Below are 21,741 nucleotides of genomic sequence, written 5' to 3' on the forward strand. Positions count from 1 at the left end.
AGCCATACTATTGATTCGCCATACCAAGAAAAGAGTGACCGTCGCGTAACGCCAAGCAATCAGAGGAGAAAGCCATGAGCAAAATACCCGATACGCAGCATACGTTAGAGGTAGGCAACCAGACGTACCACTATTACAGCCTGCCCAAAGCCGCTGAAGCCCTTGGCAATATCGACCGGCTACCCAAGACGCTCAAAATCCTGCTCGAAAACCAGCTACGCTTCGCTGACGATGAAAGCGTCGACCAGGAAGACATGCAGGCCCTGGTAGATTGGCAGAAAGAGGGTAAATCCAGCCGTGAAATAGGCTACCGGCCAGCGCGGGTATTGATGCAAGACTTTACCGGTGTGCCTGGCGTGGTCGACCTCGCCTCCATGCGCGCGGCGGTGGAAAAACTGGGCGAGGATCCCGCCCGTATCAACCCGCTCTCTCCAGTGGACTTGGTGATCGACCACTCGGTGATGGTCGATAAGTTCGGTCATCCGACGGCGTTCCAAGAAAACGTCGATATCGAAATGCAGCGCAACGGCGAACGCTACGAATTCCTGCGCTGGGGCCAGAAAGCCTTTGATAACTTCAGCGTTGTACCGCCCGGAACCGGTATTTGCCACCAGGTGAACCTAGAGTACCTGGGCCGCACGGTATGGACCAAAGAGGAAGATGGCAAAACCTTTGCCTATCCCGACACGCTGGTAGGCACCGACTCCCACACCACCATGATTAACGGCCTCGGCGTACTGGGCTGGGGCGTGGGCGGTATCGAAGCCGAGGCCGCCATGCTGGGTCAGCCGGTTTCCATGCTGATTCCCGAGGTGATTGGCTTCAAGCTGACTGGCAAGCTGCAGGAAGGCATTACCGCCACCGACCTCGTGCTGACCGTCACCGAAATGCTGCGCAAAAAAGGCGTGGTAGGTAAGTTCGTCGAGTTTTACGGCGATGGCCTGAAAGACCTGCCGCTGGCGGACCGCGCCACCATTGCCAACATGGCCCCGGAATACGGCGCCACCTGCGGCTTCTTCCCGGTGGATGACGAAACGCTCAACTACCTACGCTTAACCGGTCGTGAAGATAGCCAGATCGCGTTGGTTGAGGCTTACAGCAAAGCCCAAGGCCTGTGGCGTGAGCCGGGTGACGAGCCGGTGTTCACTGACACACTCAGCTTGGATATGAACGAGGTAGAAGCAAGCCTTGCAGGCCCCAAACGCCCGCAGGACCGCGTTGCCCTGAAAGATATGGCCAGCGCCTTTAACAAAGTCATGGAAGAGGACGGCAAAGCACGCCCCACCACCGAGAAAGGCAAGCTATCCTCCGAGGGTGGCCAAACCGCCGTAGGTATCGACCGTAGCTACGAGCACGACTTTAAACACAGTGACAGCCAGTCCGTCACCATGGGCGAGCAGGACTTCAGCCTTGACCCCGGCGCGGTAGTCATCGCCGCCATTACTTCCTGCACCAACACCTCCAACCCCAGCGTAATGATGGCGGCAGGCCTGCTGGCCCGCAACGCCCGCGAAAAAGGCTTGACCACCAAGCCTTGGGTAAAAACATCGTTGGCCCCCGGCTCTAAAGTCGTCACCGACTATCTCGCCGCCGCCAATCTTAACGATGACCTAGACGCCCTAGGCTTCAACCTAGTGGGCTACGGCTGCACTACCTGTATCGGTAACTCTGGGCCACTGCCGGAGGAGATTGAAAAAGCCATCAACAACGGCGACCTCACCGTGGCCTCGGTGCTGTCGGGCAACCGCAACTTCGAAGGCCGCGTTCACCCACTGGTCAAAACCAACTGGCTGGCCTCGCCACCCCTGGTCGTTGCCTATGCACTGGCGGGCAACGTGCAGTGCAACCTAACCACCGACCCGCTCGGCCAGGACAGCGACGGCAACCCGGTGTATCTGAAAGACATCTGGCCTTCGCAGGCCGATATCGCCAGTGCCGTCGAGAAGGTGAACACCGAGATGTTCCGAAAGGAGTACGGTGCCGTCTTCGAAGGCGATGAGACGTGGAAAGCCATCAAAGTGCCGGAGGGTAAGGTCTACGAGTGGCCGGAATCGACCTATATTCAGCACCCGCCCTTCTTTGAAGGCATGCAGCGGGAGCCAGACGCCATCGAGGACGTGAAGAACGCCCGCATACTGGCGATACTGGGTGACTCCGTCACCACCGACCATATCTCGCCTGCTGGCTCTATCAAGCCGGATAGCCCCGCCGGGCGCTACCTGCAAGAGCACGGCGTGAAGCCGATCGACTTCAACTCCTACGGCTCACGCCGGGGTAACCATGAAGTGATGATGCGCGGCACCTTCGCCAACGTGCGCATCAAAAACGAGATGCTCGACGGCGTGGTAGGTGGCGAAACCCGCCACGTGCCGAGCGGCGAGCAGATGGCGATTTACGATGCCGCAATGAAATATAAAGAGGAAGGCACGCCGCTGGTGGTGATTGCTGGTAAGGAGTACGGCACCGGCTCCTCGCGGGATTGGGCTGCCAAAGGCACCCGTTTGCTAGGCGTGCGCGCAGTCATTGCCGAATCCTTCGAGCGTATCCACCGCTCTAACCTGATCGGTATGGGCGTGGTACCGCTACAGTTCCCGGAAGGCGAAAGCCGTGAAAGCCTGGGATTAACAGGGGATGAGGAGATCTCGATTGCTGGTTTGAACGACTTAAGCCCCGGCGGCACCGTTCAAGTCGTGATTAAAAATAGCGACGGGGAACGTACCGTTGATGCCAAGTGCCGAATTGATACCGCCAATGAGCTGGCGTACTACCGCCACGGTGGTATCCTTCACTACGTGCTGCGCAAGATGATCGGCGCAGCCTAGAGGTACGACCTTCCAATGCTTGCATAGCCCCCACCTCGGTGGGGGCTTTTTTTGCCAGCGCGCCTGTTTAGAAGGCGCGACGACGATAGAAGCGGTACTCCGGCGACCAGCAAGCTTTTTCGATACGCTCGCGCAGCGCTGTACCGCTGGTCTTCAACGCAACGCCGTTCTGCTGGGCTTGTGCGGCCACCTCAAAAGCAATCGACTTGCTGATATCGCGAATACGCGATAGAGGTGGCAGCAGCGCACCTTTGCCCTCTTTCACTAGCGGCGCTTCGCGGGCCAGCGCCCGCGAGGCGCTCATCAGCATCTCATCGGTCACGCGGTTGGCGTTGGCCGCAATCACACCTAAACCGATGCCTGGGAAGATATAAGCGTTGTTGCACTGGGCAATCGGATAGGTACGCCCGTTATAGACCACCGGTGCGAACGGGCTACCGGTGGCTACCAGCGCTTGACCATCGGTCCAACGAATCACATCCTCTGGCACCGCTTCCGCCTGGGAGGTTGGGTTCGAGAGCGGCATAATCACCGGATGTTCGCAGCCTGCGTGCATGGTACGTACCACCTGCTCGGTGAAGATACCCCGCTGGCCACATACGCCAATCAAGATCGTCGGTTTGATTTGGGCAATGGTCTCTTCCAAGCCCTGGCCGTTCCACTCCGCCACTAGCGAAGAGTCATGGGCCAAACGGCGCTGGAAATCCCGCTGCCACGTTTGATCCGTGGTCATGAGCCCTTCACGGTCGACGATAAAGATGCGCGCCCGCGCTTCCGCTTCGGTCAGGCCTTCCGCCTCCATGGCGACCACGACCTGCTCGGCGATACCACAACCGGCAGAGCCACCGCCAACAAACACCACACGCTGCTGGGCAATCGTCTCTTCGCGGGCTTGGCAGGCCGCCATCAGTGTACCTACCACCACAGAGGCCGTGCCCTGCACGTCATCGTTGAAGCAGCACAGTTCGTTACGGTAGCGCTCCAACAGCGGCACGGCGTTAGCCTGGGCAAAATCTTCAAACTGCAGCAGCACATTCGGCCAGCGGCGCTTCACGGCAGCAATAAACTCCGCCATAAAAGCATCGTACTCTTCCTGGCCTACCCGTTCATGGCGCCAGCCCATGTACATCGGGTCATCCAGCAGCGCTTGGTTATTGGTGCCTACGTCGATCATGATCGGCAGCGTATAGGCTGGGCTAATCCCGCCGCAGGCGGTATAGAGCGCCAGCTTACCGATAGGAATCCCCATGCCACCAATGCCCTGGTCGCCAAGGCCAAGAATGCGCTCGCCATCGGTCACCACGATCACTTTGACGTTATCTTTGGTGGCACTACGCAGGATGTCGTCCATATGCTCGCGATCCGGGTAACTGATAAACAGCCCCCGGTGGTTGCGGTAGATATTGGAGAACTCCTGGCACGCCTGGCCAACCGTTGGCGTGTAGATAATTGGCAGCATCTCTTCCAGATGCTCAGAGACAAGACGGAAATAGAGCGTTTCGTTGTCATCCTGAATGGCACGAAGGTGAATATGGCGCTCTAAATCGCTATGGCACTGCTGGTACTGGCGGTAAACACGCTCAAGCTGATCATCAATGGTTTCGACTTTTTGTGGCAACAAACCTATCAGGTTAAACGCTAGCCGCTCCTCCTGAGTAAACGCGCTGCCTTTGTTCAATAGCGGCATTTCAAGCAGCGAAGGACCGGCGTAAGGAATGTACAGGGGGCGTTTACTCGTCGTAGACATAGGCACTCTCTTTTTATGTCAATTGCTGTTGCAATGCAGCAACGCTGGGCGTTGTCGGCGTTTGAGCGTAATGTAACATGCTAGTACGACAAAGGTGGCAGAGACTTGACGTCCTCCCCGCCTAAAGGACGGGGATTCCAACTTCTTGAGGGCAACGTCCTGCCCCGAGACTGAGGATATTCCGGGCCGCATTCACGTCCCGGTCGTGGAGTACACCACACTCCACGCACTCCCAGCCCCTTACTCGCAACCCGTTGACGCCCTGCGGCCCGCTAAGCGAGCCGCACGACGAACAGGCGCGGGTGGTGTTGGTTTCGCGAACGACCTTGAAGACGATGCCTGCGTGAGCGCATTTATATTCCAGCGTCGTTTTCAGTTGTGACCAGCCAGCGTCGTAGACGCTTTTGGCCATCCTGGTCTTCGCGAGCCTGGTTGAGGAAACATCGCCCACGACGATTTCGCCGTACTGGTTGACGAGTTTCCGGGAAAACTTGTGCTGCGCGTCCTGGCGACGGTTCTTGATCTTGGCGTGAATAGCTTTTACCCGCCGCTTGTTGCGGGCACGTTGGGCTGTCGCCAACTGGTCTTCCATACGGCGGTAGAAGCGGCTGTTTTCCAGCCTTCCTCCATCGCTACAGGTGGCCACATCCTTGAGCCCAAGGTCGATGCCAACGGCACCCTGCCCAAGCGTCGGTTGAACGTCCACCTCGACCGCAACATTGAAATACCACCGGCCCCGGCTATCTTCGTTGAAACTGCCGGCACGGAACTTGTATGTCGACAGGCCGTAGCTATCCCACACCTTGAAGTAGGTGCCGTTGTGAAATACCTGCCCGTTCTTCCACTTGGCCGCGCCGGTATTGACCGGAATCCAGCCAAGTGAGCGGCGCACACCGCCGGACTTGCGCCAATTCAGGCGGGGCTTTTTGAACTGCTTGCGGCGGGCAACGTATTCAGCAGCAATGCATTGCAGCGTTTGGCTGTGCAGGCCGAGGTCCTTGCCAGCCCCCTTGGTATAGGGGTGCATGTCGTAGGCAGACAGAAACAGACCTTTCTCCCGAATGGCTCGGGAAGACAGTTCGTTGAGGTAGTTCCAAACAAAATTCACGCTGCGGGCCATGCGGTTAAGCTCGGCGGCGTGTTTGTCCTTCACTCGAACCTTGAGGGTCTTGGTCTGCTTCATGGCTTCGAATATACTTGGTCTATGGAAACCAAACAAGCTATCAGAACAGGAAGGCACTGCGTTTTTGAACTCCACGTCCATTTGGTCTTCGTCACCAAGTATCGGGGCAAGGTGTTTACCGGCGCGCATCTCAACTCCCTCGAATTACTTTTCGACCGAGTGTGTCGGGACTTCGAGGCGGAGCTACAGGAGTTCAACGGTGAAACCGATCACGTCCATTTGCTTGTCAACTTTCCACCCAAAGTGGCGGTATCCAGGCTGGTGAATAGTTTGAAGGGGGTATCCAGCCGGCGGATGAAGTTACTACACCCTGAACTGGTGCAGCCCGCCTACCGGAAGAACTCGCTGTGGAGTCCAAGCTACTTTGCGGGAAGTGTCGGAGGCGCCCCCCTGAGCATGGTCAAACAGTATATTGAGCAACAATCGAGGCCGGACTAGGGGCGCTCTCGCGCCCCTCGCTATCCATCCTCGCACTAGAAGAAGTACGGGGTTTTTCGCGATGTTCGATAAAAAAACGCCTTGGCGTTAACCAAGGCGCTATGACGCAGTTTGAACGGCGGAACGTTTAGCAGCTTTTCGCTACCGGCTTGCGCCCTGCTTCGCCATCAAAAAATAGCGGGCGCAGCTTAACGCCTGCCATGTTGCCAGCGAAGGCCGCTGCCATCCACACCCAGCCATGCAGGCTGCCGGAAGCAATGCCGCTAAAGTAAGCGCCAATGTTGCAGCCAAAGGCCAAGCGAGCCCCGTAGCCCAGCATAATGCCGCCAATCACCGCCGCCAGCACAGATTTAAGTGGAATACGGAAGTTAGGGGCAAAGCGCCCGGCCAGGTTGGCCGCTGCCAGCGCGCCCAACATAATGCCAACGTTCATCACCGTGGTGATGTCTCCCCATACGCTGGCTTCCAGCGCGGCGGCATTGCCGGGTGCCTGCCAGTAGCCCCACTGGCTCACATCGCCACCCACCAGCTCAAAGCTTTTGGCTCCCCACAGTGCAAATGCAGAGGTGATCCCCCAGGGGCGGCCAGCCAGTGCCAGCGTGGCAAAGTTTAGCAGTGCCAGGGCGACCGCTCCGGCGACTAATGGCCACGGGCCGGATAACCAACGCTCGGCTCCAGGCTTATCCACCATCGGGGCTTGCTCTAGATGACCGTGGCGGCGCTTCTCCATAATCACGGTCAACACCGCAATCGCAGCAAACAGCACCAAGCTAATGCCGATGCCTCCACCCACACCGGCTACATTGACCAGCGATACCGGCTGGAAAGCGGGCAAGCTTTGCCACCAAGCAAAATGCGCGGTACCAATCACCGACCCCACGATAAAAAATACCAGTGTAATCAGCATGCGTGCATTACCGCCGCCTGCGGTAAACAGCGTGCCCGACGCACAGCCGCCGCCTAGCTGCATACCTACTCCGAAGATAAACGCGCCCACTAATACAGAAATACCGATGGGAGAAACGAAGCCGCGCACTTCCGTACCAAACAGGCTGCCCGCGCCCAGCGCCGGGAAGAACAGCACCACGGCAATCGCCAGCATGACCATTTGCGCCCGCAGCCCACGCCCACGGCGCTCGGTAATAAACACCCGCCACGCCGCTGTAAAGCCAAACGCCGCGTGGTACAGCACCATACCCAGCAGGCCACCTACGATCATAAGTAAGCCGATATTGGCGCTAAACAGCACACCAATCACCAAGGCACCCAGCACAATGGCCGCAGTTGCCAATAGAGGCACTCGATAGTTAACCGGTGCCACCGTAGAGGTCGTCGCCATAGCTCACCTTTAAGTAATGCTAAAAGCGCCGACAGAAATCAAGCGCTTAGCTAATTTAGATAAGGGTTATCAAGTGATCAAACAAACCGTCCAAGCCCTACCGCAGCACGCAGCCGATCCATGGTCACGGCGGCTTCCTCACGGGCACGCTCAGCGCCTTTTTGCAGAACTGCTTCAATATGCGCCGGGTCTTCCATCAGCGCATTATAACGCTCACGAGGGGCGCTTAGGTGGGCGTTGACATACTCAAATACGCGGTCTTTCGCTTCGCCCCAGCCAATGCCCTCTGCGTACTGCTGGCGCATAGCCAACGCTTCGGATTCACTCGCGAAGGCTGAGAAAATCTGGAACAGGGTGCAGGTATCCGGGTCTTTCGGCTCGCCGGGTTCCAGCGAGTTGGTTTTGATTTTACGCACCAGCTTCTGCAGCTTTTTCTCGCTCACAAACAGCGGAATCGTATTGTTGTAGCTTTTGGACATCTTGCGTCCATCCAGCCCTTTCAACACTTCCACCTTCTCATCCACGACGGCTTCAGGCTGTACAAAGTACTGGCCTTTAAACAGGTGGTTAAAGCGGCCAGCCATATCTCGCGCCATTTCGATATGCTGAATCTGGTCGCGGCCAACCGGCACTTTATTCGCATTGAACATCAAAATATCGGCGGCCATCAGTACCGGATAGCCGAACAGCCCCATGGTGACGCCTTTATCCGGGTCTTGATTACCGGCCTCTTCATTCTCTGCCACGGCGGCTTTATAAGCGTGGGCGCGGTTCATTAGCCCCTTGGCACACACGCAGGAGAGCATCCACATCAGCTCTGGAATTTCCGGGATATCCGACTGGCGGTAAAAGATCGCGTTGTCGGTATCCAGGCCAAGCGCCAGCCACGTCGCGGCGATCTCCAGGCGAGACTCCTGCACGCGCTTCGGGTCTTGGCACTTGATCAGCGCGTGGTAGTCGGCAAGAAAGTAGAACGACTGCACGTTCGGATCCTGGCTTGCCTCAATGGCAGGCTTAATGGCACCGACATAGTTACCCAGGTGCGGCGTTCCAGTAGTGGTGATGCCGGTGAGAACGCGGGTTTTGGCTGTCTGACTCATGATGTTCTAGCTCTTAGGTAAATACGCCTATCATAACGTTTCGCCAGACGGGTGGCGAACAGCTTCAACGCCAGTCTATTAACGACCAAATCAGCTCACCATCACCAGACGACGGTGGAACATTACAACTCCCCCAACTGGCCTGCTCTTCGTCATCCAGTAAATTAAAGGCAGTACGCAGCGCCGCTTCATCATAATTAAAATCATTGCTTCCGCCGCCGCTAAACTCAATATTCGCCTCAGTGAATTTTAGGCCATTGACATTATAAGGCGCGACTAGCAAAGCGCCGTTTAAGTCTCTTCCTCCGCCGCCCTTTTGTGAATAGTTACCCAACACAATAATCAACCCATCAAAACTGGAATTCCCTCCAGCATTATAATTACCTTTAACCACTAACACACCCGCACCGGATATATTATTTGCATCGATGGCACCATTTACAAAAGTGATCTGCTCGTTGCCTTTACTTCCAAAAGCAGCATTATTTTCAATACTTCCTCCCTGCACTTGAACAGTATCACTTCGGGTACGCAGCATCTCGATAAAAGCATGTAATTTTTCAGCACTTTCACCACGACTAAATACCCCATTAGGAATGCCTCCCTGGATATTATCGTTGGCGGCGTTAGCGCCGGAGAACCTTTCAAGGTCGCCTTGGGTTACCGTAATATCAGGAACACTGTCTTTACCATTAAACTCTGCTTTAGAGTTTGGAAGAGATAAGCTACCAACAGGGCTTACGACGGTTAAAGGGGATAAGTCATCAAAGCTGCACCACTCGGGGCTAGCAGCCGAAGATGTAATGGCAATATCTTCATAAGCATGATCATAGTGTATTGAACCGGCACCACTTACGCTCAAGCTTTCCGAGAAAACGCGCCCCATCAAACTAGCTGAGCCGCTGATTGAAACATTACCAAACGGGGCAAGTACTTCACCATACATATCACCATCAGAATTCATTGCAACTGCGCTACCTTCTCCCTCATATAACGAGATAAAAGAAAATGCAGGCACCAATTCCCCTCCAACTTCAACAACAGGATTAAAACCACTCATCTCAAAAACATTTGACCCGTTGAAATCAAACTTACCCTTGGAAATAATACGTAGCGAAGCACCTTCACGCAGGGTAATAGCAGAGTCTCCCCATAGAACTAGTGACACATTGGAATCTACAACAATCACCGTGGGCTTTCCTATAACCAAGCCCTCCCCGCCTATGGTCAAACTATTAACATGAAAAACTTCATATCCGCCTATAAACTGGGACTCTCCTAGCACCCTTGAATCTTCCGGGCCATTCCAGTTTTGAACGCTTACATTTCTAGGATTGCTTTTAAAGCTATACTCATCGTAAATTTCTCTCACTCCATAATCAGGACAGGCTTGCCCTTCCCGAACGACCTTTAACCCTTCACTTAAATAATCTTCAAATACAACTCCAGGAAAACTGCGGTTCTGTTCCCCCTCAATTCTATTACCTATTTGTGTATAGATATCTGGTGAGATTACATCACCACCAATGGCATAGGAAGTAGCCCCTCTACGACTACCATTTGGTTGCAAGGGATTAACACTCCCCCAATTTCCTGATACTTTTACAGAAACGTTAGCAAGAACATTTCCATCTACTCTAGTGCCAACCTGAAAGAGCACACTACTTTCAGAGTATATATTTCCTGTTATTAACGCATCATTACCTTTTAGAGTAACGTCTCCCATGCTATGTACATCACCATCTATAGGCATGGTATTGGTGACTTCCATATTTCCGGCTGTAAATATATCTCCCGTAACACCTGGAGCAGACCCCATATTAAAATTCAGCAGGCTATTTTCGTGAAGAGATACTAGTGAGGCTTTCCCACCACTGTTTCCCATGAGGTCATAAGCACCTAACTGTGAATCAAAGCTATCAACAGCAACGCCCCCTCCCCCTTCAAAAGACGCACCGTAACAAGTGATAATACCATTGCTTAAAATGCCACTAAGGTCGGCACCTTTAAATTCGTAACGATAAACCAGCGCCGAATCGCGCGCTGCACTATTACGTAGCCCACGATCCCAGGAGGTTATCGTGACTGTTTGCGCTTCTGCATCTATCTCAAACTGAAGTTCCAGATTTGCTAGCAGCTCTTCTTTTATTTGGCGCTGTTCATCCTCATCTCGTTCATCAAAATTGGCAGGAAGCAGATCTTCAATAAATTGATCCAAGGTACCTGCTTGAAGTAGCTGAGCGATCTCATCACCCGTTAGCTTTCCTTCCGTCTCTTCAAGCAGTTGCGGATTTGCCACTAACTGTCCTAAATATTCGTTGCGACTTGCAGTATTGACAGGATTAACTAACGACGCCAAGGTATTTTCAGCGGTCATTTGCGCTTGAACCGAAGAGCGAAAGTTGCCTGCCAGCCGCTCATCCACAAGGGAGGACTGCATAGCACTCATACCCACCACCATGGAGGCCGATAACAAGGCCATGACAACAAAGAGTGCCGCGCCTTTTTGCTGCTTTTTCATTGTTACCTCACTCGGGATTGGTGGTTGTTACGATATCTCGTTTGGTGACATGGAATATTAGCGACTCACCACCCTGCATCACCGGGACTTTAACTTTATATTGATGATCTTGGCCTTCTTCTGGTATCGCCAACGGCTCCTGGTCTTCGCTACACTCCGCGTCGCTAATAACGTGACTTTCTTCAAAATCTTTATAAAAATTTATAACCGGTTGATTATCTTTGTCGGTATCTCTAATTGTGCAAAGACACTGGGCATCCGCTATAGAGCAAGAAAGCGCATAGCGATCAACATCGTCTTCCTTGCGCAGCTCTTCCGCTAAAATCTGCGTTAAAAACACCACCGTTTCCTGTTTTCGGCTTAGCTCGTCTACTTTTTTAAAGGTTTGAAATGTGGTCAAAAAAAGCTGTCCGGCGCCTAGAATAATCAGGGTGCCAATTGCCATAGCAACCATTAGCTCAACAAGGGTAAAACCTGATTGGCGTTGGTAGAGCATCATCAGTTACCTAGAAGATCAGGGAGACGAAAGGTGTAAGTAAACGTTTCATCAGTACTGGCTGAATCATTGTCGTTGAGTGTAATTAAAATATTGAATTCACACTCTGCCGTACCAAGCTCAATATCTCCTGAGAAGTGGCGTATTGGTGTGTCGCTATCTGCAAACCAGCTTGATTGCCAATCACTTAATATATTGTCAACCATGTCGTCACAGCTAGCTTCTTGGGCTAGCTGCGCCCAAAGCCTCTCCTGCGCATCCACAGCGGCAAGTGTTACCACCGAGCGCTGGTACCCTTCGGTCGCGCTTTGCAGGGCTTTTATCTGCATCGCGGCCACCCCCATCAGGCCAAAGGCAAGCACTACCAGCGCGATCAGCACCTCAATGAGTGAGAACCCTTGCTGATGCTTCATTACCAGCACGCCTCTGGGGCACGCCCCCCTTTTGCATTTAAGGTGAGATCTTCATCACAGCCGTCTGAGCGTTGGGTCGTCGCGGTTAATATATAGCCGCCGTCGCTTTGGCTACCACTAGCGACTGAAATGGCGTAATGGCCGCTCGGAGAAAGTGTCATCTCCAAATCACACTCTGCATAGGTGTAGTCACGGGAGTAGCAGCGCTCCATTTCTGAAGCCGCTTGCAAGAGTGCCGTCTGGCCATCAGAGCGAACGGAGCGTTCGACGTAGCGGGCGTAACTGGGGTAGGCGATGCTGGCGATGATCCCAATAATGACCACCGCAATCAGTAATTCGATGAGGGTAAAGCCGCGCTGGTGCTTACCATAATCCCCTGCGCGGCGATTAAAACCATAAGTCACTAAGCGATGCTCCCATATCGGTTTACTCATACTTGGAGTATGTCTTAAACCGATACGGTTTGCATTATCCGCTGACGATCACCTGTTCACGCAGCTCTTTGGGCATAGAGAATGTAATGTTCTCTTCACGCCCCTGCAGTTCGACGGGGGCTTCCGCGCCCAGTGTCTGCAGCTTATCAATGACGCCTTTGACGAGCACTTCAGGGGCGCTCGCGCCAGCGGTGACGCCAATACGTTTTATGCCTTCTAACCACGATGGATCGATTTGCTCGGCGTTATCGATCAAGTACGCGGGGGTGCCCATACGCTCAGAAAGCTCACGCAGCCGGTTGGAGTTCGAGCTGTTGGGGCTACCGACCACCAGCACCAAGTCGCTATCCGCCGCCAACTCACGCACCGCGTCCTGGCGGTTTTGAGTGGCGTAGCAGATATCGTCCTTACGTGGCCCCTGGATCTCCGGAAACTTTTCCCGTAGCGCGTCGATCACCTTGGCAGTGTCATCCATGGAGAGTGTGGTTTGCGTCACGAACGCCAGTGCCGAGGGGTCGTTGACGACCAGATTGGCAACGTCCTGTTCGTCTTCCACCAGATAGATCTTGCCACCGTGGGAGGTGTCATAGCGCCCCATGGTGCCTTCTACTTCCGGATGGCCTTCGTGGCCAATCAGAATGCACTCCTGGCCGCGCTTGGCGTAGCGCAGCACTTCCATATGCACTTTGGTGACCAGCGGGCAGGTGGCATCAAACACTTTCAGGCCACGCTGCTCGGCATCCTGCTGCACCGCGCGGGAAACGCCGTGGGCAGAGAAGATGACAATCACATCGTCGGGCACTTCATGGAGCTCTTCCACGAAGACCGCACCGCGTTCGCGCAGGGTTTCTACTACAAAGCGGTTGTGCACCACTTCATGGCGAACGTAAATCGGCGGGCCGAAGACATCCAGCGCGCGGTTGACGATATCAATTGCGCGGTCGACCCCCGCACAAAACCCGCGCGGGTTGGCTAGCTTGATCTGTACGGGCTGAGATGACTCTGATGACTGCATAAAAGCGCCTTGATGCAACCTGCATCGCTCAGGAAATTAGTGTGTGGTGATCGGCGTGACGTTGAGCACTTCAACCTCAAACGTCAATGTACGCCCTGCCAGCGGATGGTTGAAGTCAACTTCTACGCGGTCACCGTCAATGGTTTTGACCACGCCAGGCAATTCCGTTCCTGCTTTATCAGCAAACGACATCACCATACCGATTTCAGGCGCTTCATCACCGAAGTCGGCCCGCTTCAGGGTTTGAATATTCTGCGGGTTGTGCTGGCCAAACGCATGTTCAGGGGTAATGTGAAACGTCCCGCTCTGGCCCGCTGCCATACCTTTGATGGGATGCTCAAAGCCGGGCGGCAAATTGCCGTCGCCATACTGAAACGTGGCTGGGGCCTTCTCTTTGGTGGAGTCCACCACCGTGCCATCTTCCAGCTTCAGCGTGAAGTGCAGGGTAATTTCCATCCCGTCGTCAATTAGGTAATCCATGATGCCTCACTCATTGGCATGTTAAGAAGATGAAGAGTGCGCGGCTTTTTTGCGGCGACGCTCGCCCATCACCGACTCCCAGATAAGGCCAATGGCCCCTAGGGTAATGCCGATATCCGCCACGTTAAAGGCGGGGTAGTACCAGCCTGCCGCATGGAAAGAGAGAAAATCCACCACATAGCCATGAATTAAGCGGTCGTATAGGTTACCCAGCGCCCCACCGATAATGAGCGGCAAGGCGATAGCGAGCAGCTTCTCATCTGCACGAATGCGCGACAGCCACACGGTGAGGCCAATGCTGGCACCAATGGCAATGGCTGCAAAAAACCAGCGCTGCCAGCCGGGGTGTTCGGCCAAAAAGCTAAACGCCGCGCCGGTGTTGTGCAGCAGCGTGAGGTTGAAAAACGGCAAGACTTCAACCGGCTGTGCATAGCTTAAAAAGTGGCTAGCGGCATACTTCGTCGCAAGATCCAACGCAATGACCGCCACGGCTAGCCATAGCCAGCGCAGCGGCCGCCGCATGGGCGGCCGCTGGGGGTGTAGATCGTTCGCTGAAGAGGCGTTAGGCATAGTGACGAATCTCACCGCTGCCTTCGGGCAGGTTACTTACACAGCGGCCACACAGGTCCGGGTGCTCGGCAACGCTGCCTACGTCTGCCCGGTGGTGCCAGCAGCGCTCGCACTTGGCATGCCCACTGGCGCTCACCGCAACCTTCAAGCCTTCAAGCTCAGTGCTTTCGGCATTGGCGGCATCTGCCAGCGGTGCCAAATGCACTTCACTGGTGAGCATCACAAAGCGCAGCTCGTCGCCCAGCTTCGCTAGCGTCGCGTGCAGCTCGTCATTGACGAACAGCGTTACTTCCGCCGCCAAGCTACCCTTGATCACTTTGGCGTTACGGGCGTCTTCCAGGCATTTGTTCACTGAGTGCTTCACTTCCAGCACCTGCTCCCAGAAAGCGCGGCCCATCTCGGCGCCCTCATCCAGCGTGGAAAGCCCGGTGTAGTAAGTCTCCAGCAGCACGCTATCGCCACGCTCGCCTGGGATATGCTCAAAGATCTCCTCGGCGGTGAACGACAGAATTGGCGCTACCCAGCGGCTTAGCGCTTCCACCACGTGATAAAGCGCGGTTTGCGCGCTGCGGCGGGCCAGCGAGTCGGTTTGAGTGGTGTACTGGCGATCCTTGATCACGTCCAGGTAGAAGCCGCCCAGCTCCCGTGCGCAGAAGCCGTGTACCTGCTGATACACATCCAGGAAGCGGTACTCCTCGTAGGCGGTTTCGATGCGGCCTTGAAGCTGTGCGGCACGATCCACGACCCACTGGTCCAGCGCCAGCATATCGCCAAACGCCACTTGGTCTCGCTTGGGATCAAAGCCGTTCAGGTTGGAAAGCAGGAAGCGCGCGGTGTTGCGGATACGACGGTACACATCGGCAGTGCGCTTGAGGATTTCATCCGAGACGGCCATTTCACCGGAGTAGTCGGTAGACGCTACCCACAGGCGTAGAATATCGGCGCCCAGCTTATCCATCACGCTTTGCGGCGCGACCACATTACCGATGGACTTAGACATCTTGCGGCCCTGGGCATCCACCGTGAAGCCGTGGGTCAGCAGCTGACGATACGGGGCATGGCCATCAATCGCCGCACCGGTGAGCAGCGACGAGTGGAACCAACCGCGGTGCTGGTCCGAGCCTTCCAGGTACAAGTCAGCGCGCGGGCCGCTTTCATGGCCGTGGGGGTGCGAGCCGCGCAGCACATGGCGGTGGGTAGTGCCCGAGTCGAACCACACGTCCAGCGTATCGGTGACTTTCTCGTAGTCGGCGGCTTCCGCGCCCAGCAGCTCGGAAGGCTCCAGTTTGAACCATGCCTCAATGCCCTCTTGCTCCACGCGCTTGGCAGCTTCTTCCATCAGCGACACGGTGTTGGGGTGCAGCTCACCGGTTTGCTTATGCAGGAAGAACGGAATCGGCACGCCCCAGTTACGCTGGCGAGAGATACACCAATCCGGGCGGTTGGCAATCATGCTGTGCAGACGCGCTTGCCCCCAAGCAGGGGTGAATTCCGTCGCCTCGATACCGGCCAGCGCGCGCTCGCGCAGGGTTTTGCCATCTTTACCCTGAATATCCATACCGACGAACCACTGGGCCGTGGCGCGGTAGATCACTGGCGTTTTATGACGCCAACAGTGCATGTAGCTGTGGGTGATCGGCGTGTGGGCCATCAGCGCGTTCACGTCACGCAGCTTCTCGATGATGTTCGGGTTGGCTTTCCAGATCATCTGACCGCCGAAGAACAGCAGGTCATCCGCGTAAACGCCGTTGCCCTGTACCGGGTTCAGCATGTCGTCAAAGCTCATGCCGTGCTCGCGGCAGGTGACAAAGTCATCCATACCGTAAGAAGGGGCCGAGTGAACGATACCGGTACTGCCCACCTCAGACTCAACGTAATCCGCCAGATAGACCGGCGAGAGGCGGTCGTAGAACGGGTGGCGGAAATTGATCAGATCAAGCTGTTTACCTTGTGTGGTAGCCACTACTTCACCCTGGAGACCAAAGCGCTCTAAGCAGCTCTCGACCAGCTCTTCGGCTAACAGCAGCAGGCGCTCGCCGGTGTCTACCAGCGCGTAGGTGAAATCGGGGTGAACGTTCAGCGCCTGGTTGGCGGGAATGGTCCACGGCGTGGTGGTCCAAATCACCACGGCGGCGGGCTTTGACAGCTCGCTTAAACCAAACGCAGCCGCCAGCTTGTCGGCGTCTTCCACGGGGAAGGCAACGTCGATGGCATCGGATTTTTTATCAGCGTACTCGACTTCCGCCTCGGCCAAGGCCGAGCCACAGTCAAAGCACCAGTTCACCGGCTTCAGACCCTTGAAGACGTAGCCCGCCTCGACCATATCCGCCAGCGCGCGGATCTCGCCCGCTTCGTTGGCGTAATCCATGGAGCGATACGGATGATCCCAGTCACCGATGACACCCAGGCGCACAAAGTCCACCAGTTGGGTTTCGATTTGGGCACCGGCGTACTCACGGCAAAGCTCACGGGCTTTATCCGCCGGAAGGTGCTTGCCGTGGGTGGTCTCGACCTTGTGCTCAATGGGCAGGCCGTGGCAGTCCCAACCCGGCACGTAGGGCGCATCAAAACCCGCCAGGTTTTTGGACTTAACGATAATATCTTTAAGAATTTTATTAACGGCGTGACCGATATGGATACTGCCGTTGGCATAGGGAGGGCCATCGTGCAGTACAAACAGCGGCGCACCCGCACGGGCTTCGCGCAGGCGCTGGTATAGGTTCATATCCTGCCACTGGGAAACACGCCCTGGCTCCTGCTTCGGCAGCATGCCGCGCATAGGAAAGTCGGTTTCTGGCAGGTTTAGCGTGTGCTTATAGTCCATAGTCCGGTCAGCCGTCGTTAGTATCGGCGGCGTCATCCGCCGAAGTGAAATCAGAAGAAGCGGTCTCACGCCCAAGCGGGGCCGAGGCCAGCGGAAGAGAGGTCGTTAGATCAGCGTCGGCGGTCGCAAAGTAGCGGCGCGCCTTGGCTTGGTCCTGGTGAATCTGTGCTTTTAGCGCGTCAAAATCGTCAAACTTCACTTCCCCGCGCAGCCGAGCGCAGGGGTAAACCGTCAGCCGCTGGCCATACAGATCGCCGGAAAAATCCAGCAGGTGCACTTCCAGCGTCGGGCGTTTGGCACCTACCGTGGGCCGAAAGCCGACGTTCGCCACGGCGGGATAGCGCTCACCGCTGGCAAGCTCGGCCACGACCGCAAACACGCCACGCAGCGTCAGCGGCTGGGGCAGCAGCGGCAAATTGGCCGTGGGCACACCGATGGTGCGCCCCAACTGCTGGTCGCGCACCACGCGGCCATGCAGCGAATAAGGCCTGCCCAACAGGCGGGCGGCCACTTCAAAGTTACCGCTGGCCAGCAGCGTACGCACTCGGGTGCTTGATACCCGCTCGTCATCGACCTTGAAGGTGCGAGTATGCTCTACGCCAAAGCCGTGAGTGCGCCCCACGGCTTCTAACAAACTGAAGTCGCCACGACGATCACAGCCAAAGCGGAAGTCGTCGCCCACCACTAGATGCTTAACGCCCAACCCATCAATCAGCACCTGATCGATAAACTCGCGCCCGGTCAGGCTGCGCAAGGCATCGTTGAACGGCAGGCACAGCACCTGCTCGGCACCGTGGTCGCGCAGTAGGCGCACTTTTTCCCGCAGGCGCGTTAAGCGCGGCGGCGCTTGGTCTCCGGCAAAAAACTCGCGGGGCTGAGGCTCAAACACCACCACGGTCAGCGGTACGTTCAGGCGCGCAGCGTGCTCGCGGCACTGCTGTAGAATCGCCTGATGGCCGCGATGCACGCCATCGAAATTACCAATGGTCGCCACACAGCCACGATGGGACGCTGTCAGATTGTGCAGACCTCGAATGACGTGCATGGCACCTCTTTTTTAAAAGCTTGTTTTAAAAGCGTTTTCCGTTTTAAGGCCGTTGGCCGTTTTCAAAGCGTTTGATTATAACGAACGCGCTGCTCTGGTGCAGAAGAAGATAATAGCGCTCACGCGCCTGCCCCTTCCCTAGCCGTTCATTTTAAAGTGGCGAAGCCGCAGGCCAAGCGCCGTTAACCAGATAAAGTAAAGCCCGCCTCCGAGCACTACTAGCCCGGCCACCCAGCTGACGCGCTGCCATAACCCAAACTCTAACCACACCTGCCAATCAGGTGAGACTAACATAAGCGCCACGCTCATCAGCACGCAGCCGCCGACTAACTGCACCGCGTAACGCCTCCAACCCGGCTGAAACACCAGCACCTGCTGTCGATAAAGCAGATACCCCAGCAGCCCCGCGTTTAAAAATGCAGAGAGCGCAGTGGCCAACGCCAAGCCCGCGTGGGCCAGCGGCCAAATCAGCAGTAGGTTGAATACCATATTCGCGACCATGGCGATAATGCCTACCTTCACCGGTGTTTTGGTGTCCTGACGGGCGAAGAAACCAGGCGCGAGCACCTTAATCAGCATAAAGGCCACCAGCCCAAAGGCATAGGCACGCAGGCTCATGGCCGCCATCTGAATATCGTTATCGGTCATCGCCCCGTAGTGGAACAGGGTAATCAAAAACGGCTCCGCCAGTACCGCCAGCGCTAGGGCTGCAGGCACGCCCAACAGCAGCACCACACGAATCGCCCAATCCAACATAGCGGAGAAGTGCTCGGTGGACTGCTCCGTATGACGTTTGGAGAGCGCAGGCAAAATAATGGTGCCAATCGCCACACCAAACACGCCAAGCGGCAGCTCTACCAACCGATCCGAGTAGTAGAGCCACGAAACGCTGCCCGCGGCCAACAGCGATGCCAGCACCGTATCCAGCAGCAGGTTGATCTGCGATACCGATACGCCAAACAGCGCCGGGGCCATCAGTTTTAAAATACGCTTGACGCCATCGTGGGCGAAGTTAGGCCACGGCGTCGGCAGCAGCCCCAAGCGCAGCAAAAACGGCACCTGAAACGCAAGCTGAGCCGCCCCGGCAATCAATACGCCCCACGCCAGCGCCATGGCGGGCTCTTCCATCAGGGGCATCAAAAACAGCGCCGCGCCGATCAGCGAAATATTCAGCAGCACCGGTGTAAATGCGGGCACTGCAAAGCGGTTCCAAGTGTTTAGCACGCTGCCGGAGAAGGCGGTTAACGAAATCAGCAGCAGGTAGGGAAAGGTGAGCCGCAGCATATCGGCGGTCATCGCTAGTTTGTCAGGCTCGCGACCAAAGCCAGGGGCAAACAGCCATACCAGCCAGGGTGCGCCCAGCATCGCCAACGCGGTGATTAACGCCAGCAGCGCGGTTAGGCTCCCCGCCACCGCATTCAGCAGTTCACGGATCTCCTGCTTGGTGCGCTGGGTGGAGTACTCCGAGAGCACCGGCACAAATGCTTGGTTAAACGCCCCTTCTGCAAATAAGCGGCGCAGAAAATTGGGGATTTTAAACGCCACAAAAAAGGCATCCGAGCCGTTGCCTGCGCCCAAAAACGTTGCCACGACCACATCGCGCACCAACCCCATCACCCGGGAGAGCATGGTCATCGCGCTGACCACTAACCCCGAACGCATCAGTCCTCGGCGTGGTGGCGGCATATTGGCATGCTGTGGTGTATCGGCGCTCATCAGGTTATTCCCTACAGGCTAAATAGAGATGCACATATCGCCCGGTAGGCGACGTTCAGGCACAAAAAAACCGGCCGCAGCCGGTTTTTTTATGGCGCCTGCCGGCTTACGCCGCCAGAGCCTTAATGCGCTTGTTCAAGCGGCTTTTCAGACGTGCAGCTTTCTTCTTAGAAAGAACGTCTTTATCAGCAATACGGTCAACGACCGGCTGCATTACCTTGAACTCTTCCATCGCTTTGCCATGGTCGCCGGTGTTAATCGCTTTGATCACACGCTTGATGTAGGTGCGGACCATGCTGCGCTGGCTGGATTTCAGGACGCGACGAGTCTCGGCCTGGCGGGCGCGCTTGCGTGCTTGCTTGCTGTTCGCCACAGGTATCTCCTTGGAGAATAAGGGCTGCCTAAAAACGGCAACGAATTTACTATGTGTTTGTCGGCTGGCAGTTGCCAAATCACGACATTTCCTTAACAACCAATTGATTTAGCAGCGTTTCTAACTCTGCCAAATAGTGTAACGAGCAGTCTTATAGCTGCCCGCTCACGGGTCTTGTCTGAGAGGATGGCGTAGTCTATCACGCGTTAAGCGGGCTTGCTAGCCGTTGTCAATGCTTTTCAGGCGGGGACCGCTAGCGCTTACCTACCAGTGGTTGTACTATTCGGTAGCTGTACTATAATCCCAGCGCATCTCAAAGGGGTATACATAAACCCTGATGATATTGAAAGAAGCGCCAAAGATACAGGCGCAATCTATTTCAGCGACTAAGTGCCTATTCAAAATTAATCGCGCACTCAGTGCCATAGCCATCGAGTAGCCGGTGTACCTCATCACAGAGGTTATCAAACGAAAGATACGCACTCAGCGGCAACCATGCAGGACTCGACTCTTAAAGCAAAATCTCAAACGTCTTCAAAGCATTAACTGTTTCAGGCAGCTTCTGGTTTAGCAGTAAACCAAGGTAATCATTGGCATTGAATGGTGGGTTTTTAAGGCTTTTACGGTGATTCTGAACGGCTTGAATGATATGCCCTGGACTCAACGACAGCATATCGGCAATAAATTCATCGGGATGAATAGCCCTGATATCATATTTGCTTAGCTGTTCATCAGGAAAATCCTTAAGGTTAAACGTAATAATCGCCTCTGCCCCACTGTGAATAGCACACGCCAGCACATGGCGGTCATCGGGATCAGGCAGCACTAATCCATCAATCAATGGCTCAAACCCTGAGACAACGGCATCTCGGGTATGTAAATCCATTAATTCACGAACCCGATTCAGTTGCTCTCTTGTCAGATCACTACGCTGAGCCAAGAGGTTGCGTATCCACTCTTCATGAATTAAATCTGACCATCGTGCCCGAAAAAGATCCGTTATTGCCATGTGTATCAGCAGGCTTCTTAATGGCGCTGGGTAAAGCACACAAGCATCTTGACATCCTCCCCTCCCTCAGCTTGCGCTGCCGCCTTGCGGCGGAAAGGAAGGGGATTCCCAGGTCGTTACCTTCCTGGTTCCTGCTTCGATGTTCGTTGCCTTCAATGCCTTGGCACTGCTGGTCTTACACAAACTCCACAGGCGTACATTCCCGAGTGCCCCTCG

At 55.4% G+C, this 21,741-nt stretch carries 18 protein-coding genes and 1 pseudogene; 2 read left to right on the forward strand and 17 right to left on the reverse strand.

What is annotated here, in order from left to right:
* Positions 1-74 precede the first annotated feature (74 nt).
* A complete protein-coding gene (acnA, locus tag NH344_RS14830) occupies positions 75-2,822 on the forward strand; it encodes an aconitate hydratase AcnA (RefSeq protein WP_044630345.1) in 2,748 nt (915 codons plus the stop codon).
* Positions 2,823-2,889: 67 nt separating this feature from the next.
* Here acnA and NH344_RS14835 read toward each other — a convergent pair whose 3' ends face one another.
* Both NH344_RS14835 and NH344_RS14840 read right to left on the reverse strand, forming a co-directional pair.
* Positions 2,890-4,569, reverse strand: a complete 1,680-nt coding sequence (locus tag NH344_RS14835; protein ID WP_044630344.1) for an NAD-dependent malic enzyme — start codon at positions 4,567-4,569, stop codon at positions 2,890-2,892.
* Positions 4,570-4,690: 121 nt separating this feature from the next.
* Positions 4,691-5,881 (reverse strand): transposase, encoded by a 1,191-nt coding sequence (locus NH344_RS14840; protein WP_253028073.1) that lies wholly within the window; start codon positions 5,879-5,881, stop codon positions 4,691-4,693.
* Here NH344_RS14840 and tnpA point away from each other — a divergent pair.
* Positions 5,774-6,190: an IS200/IS605 family transposase gene (tnpA, locus tag NH344_RS14845; RefSeq protein ID WP_044630342.1), complete on the forward strand. Its 417-nt coding sequence runs from the start codon at positions 5,774-5,776 to the stop codon at positions 6,188-6,190. The genes NH344_RS14840 and tnpA overlap by 108 nt on opposite strands.
* Before the next feature lie 127 nt (positions 6,191-6,317).
* On the opposite strand, the gene NH344_RS14850 is transcribed toward tnpA, so the two are convergent.
* The 15 genes and pseudogenes from NH344_RS14850 to NH344_RS14920 form a co-directional block, all read right to left on the reverse strand.
* Complete coding sequence (locus tag NH344_RS14850; RefSeq protein ID WP_044630341.1) at positions 6,318-7,529, reverse strand: YeeE/YedE family protein; 1,212 nt, start codon at positions 7,527-7,529, stop codon at positions 6,318-6,320.
* 77 nt (positions 7,530-7,606) lie between these two features.
* Entirely contained in the window at positions 7,607-8,629 is a 1,023-nt protein-coding gene (locus NH344_RS14855; RefSeq protein ID WP_044630340.1) for a tryptophan--tRNA ligase, read from the reverse strand.
* Positions 8,630-8,693: 64 nt separating this feature from the next.
* Positions 8,694-11,150 carry a pilus assembly PilX N-terminal domain-containing protein gene (locus NH344_RS14860; protein ID WP_044630339.1) on the reverse strand — a complete coding sequence of 819 codons (2,457 nt, stop codon included), beginning with the start codon at positions 11,148-11,150 and terminating at the stop codon, positions 8,694-8,696.
* Positions 11,151-11,157: 7 nt separating this feature from the next.
* Positions 11,158-11,649: a prepilin-type N-terminal cleavage/methylation domain-containing protein gene (locus NH344_RS14865; protein WP_082051479.1), complete on the reverse strand. Its 492-nt coding sequence runs from the start codon at positions 11,647-11,649 to the stop codon at positions 11,158-11,160.
* A complete protein-coding gene (gene pilV, locus NH344_RS14870; protein WP_044630337.1) occupies positions 11,649-12,059 on the reverse strand; it encodes a type IV pilus modification protein PilV in 411 nt (136 codons plus the stop codon). Before pilV ends, NH344_RS14865 begins: the two co-directional genes overlap by 1 nt.
* Complete coding sequence (locus tag NH344_RS14875; RefSeq protein WP_082051478.1) at positions 12,059-12,493, reverse strand: type IV pilin protein; 435 nt, start codon at positions 12,491-12,493, stop codon at positions 12,059-12,061. The genes pilV and NH344_RS14875 overlap by 1 nt, the downstream gene beginning before the upstream one ends.
* A gap of 34 nt (positions 12,494-12,527) precedes the next feature.
* Positions 12,528-13,508, reverse strand: coding sequence for a 4-hydroxy-3-methylbut-2-enyl diphosphate reductase (ispH, locus tag NH344_RS14880; protein ID WP_058576367.1), 981 nt, complete (start codon positions 13,506-13,508; stop codon positions 12,528-12,530).
* Between the two features lie 36 nt (positions 13,509-13,544).
* Positions 13,545-13,988, reverse strand: coding sequence for an FKBP-type peptidyl-prolyl cis-trans isomerase (gene fkpB, locus NH344_RS14885; protein WP_044630334.1), 444 nt, complete (start codon positions 13,986-13,988; stop codon positions 13,545-13,547).
* A 21-nt stretch (positions 13,989-14,009) separates the two neighbouring features.
* The gene (gene lspA / locus NH344_RS14890; RefSeq protein ID WP_253028074.1) at positions 14,010-14,558 is read right to left on the reverse strand and encodes a signal peptidase II; all 549 of its coding nucleotides are present in this window, start codon (positions 14,556-14,558) and stop codon (positions 14,010-14,012) included.
* Entirely contained in the window at positions 14,551-17,382 is a 2,832-nt protein-coding gene (gene ileS / locus NH344_RS14895; RefSeq protein WP_253028075.1) for an isoleucine--tRNA ligase, read from the reverse strand. The genes lspA and ileS overlap by 8 nt, the downstream gene beginning before the upstream one ends.
* Positions 17,383-17,389: 7 nt before the next feature.
* Positions 17,390-18,427: a bifunctional riboflavin kinase/FAD synthetase gene (gene ribF, locus NH344_RS14900; RefSeq protein WP_253028076.1), complete on the reverse strand. Its 1,038-nt coding sequence runs from the start codon at positions 18,425-18,427 to the stop codon at positions 17,390-17,392.
* Positions 18,428-18,565: 138 nt separating this feature from the next.
* Entirely contained in the window at positions 18,566-20,143 is a 1,578-nt protein-coding gene (gene murJ / locus NH344_RS14905; RefSeq protein ID WP_253028077.1) for a murein biosynthesis integral membrane protein MurJ, read from the reverse strand.
* Positions 20,144-20,249: 106 nt separating this feature from the next.
* Complete coding sequence (rpsT, locus tag NH344_RS14910) at positions 20,250-20,516, reverse strand: 30S ribosomal protein S20 (protein ID WP_016916025.1); 267 nt, start codon at positions 20,514-20,516, stop codon at positions 20,250-20,252.
* Between the two features lie 394 nt (positions 20,517-20,910).
* A pseudogene (locus tag NH344_RS14915) lies at positions 20,911-21,015 on the reverse strand (IS630 family transposase); the annotation flags it as partial.
* 12 nt (positions 21,016-21,027) lie between these two features.
* Complete coding sequence (locus NH344_RS14920) at positions 21,028-21,564, reverse strand: PIN domain-containing protein (protein ID WP_366073141.1); 537 nt, start codon at positions 21,562-21,564, stop codon at positions 21,028-21,030.
* Positions 21,565-21,741: the final 177 nt, after the last annotated feature.

This window comes from Halomonas sp. Ps84H-12, from assembly GCF_024124725.1.
GTDB classification, from domain to species: domain Bacteria; phylum Pseudomonadota; class Gammaproteobacteria; order Pseudomonadales; family Halomonadaceae; genus Vreelandella; species Vreelandella aquamarina.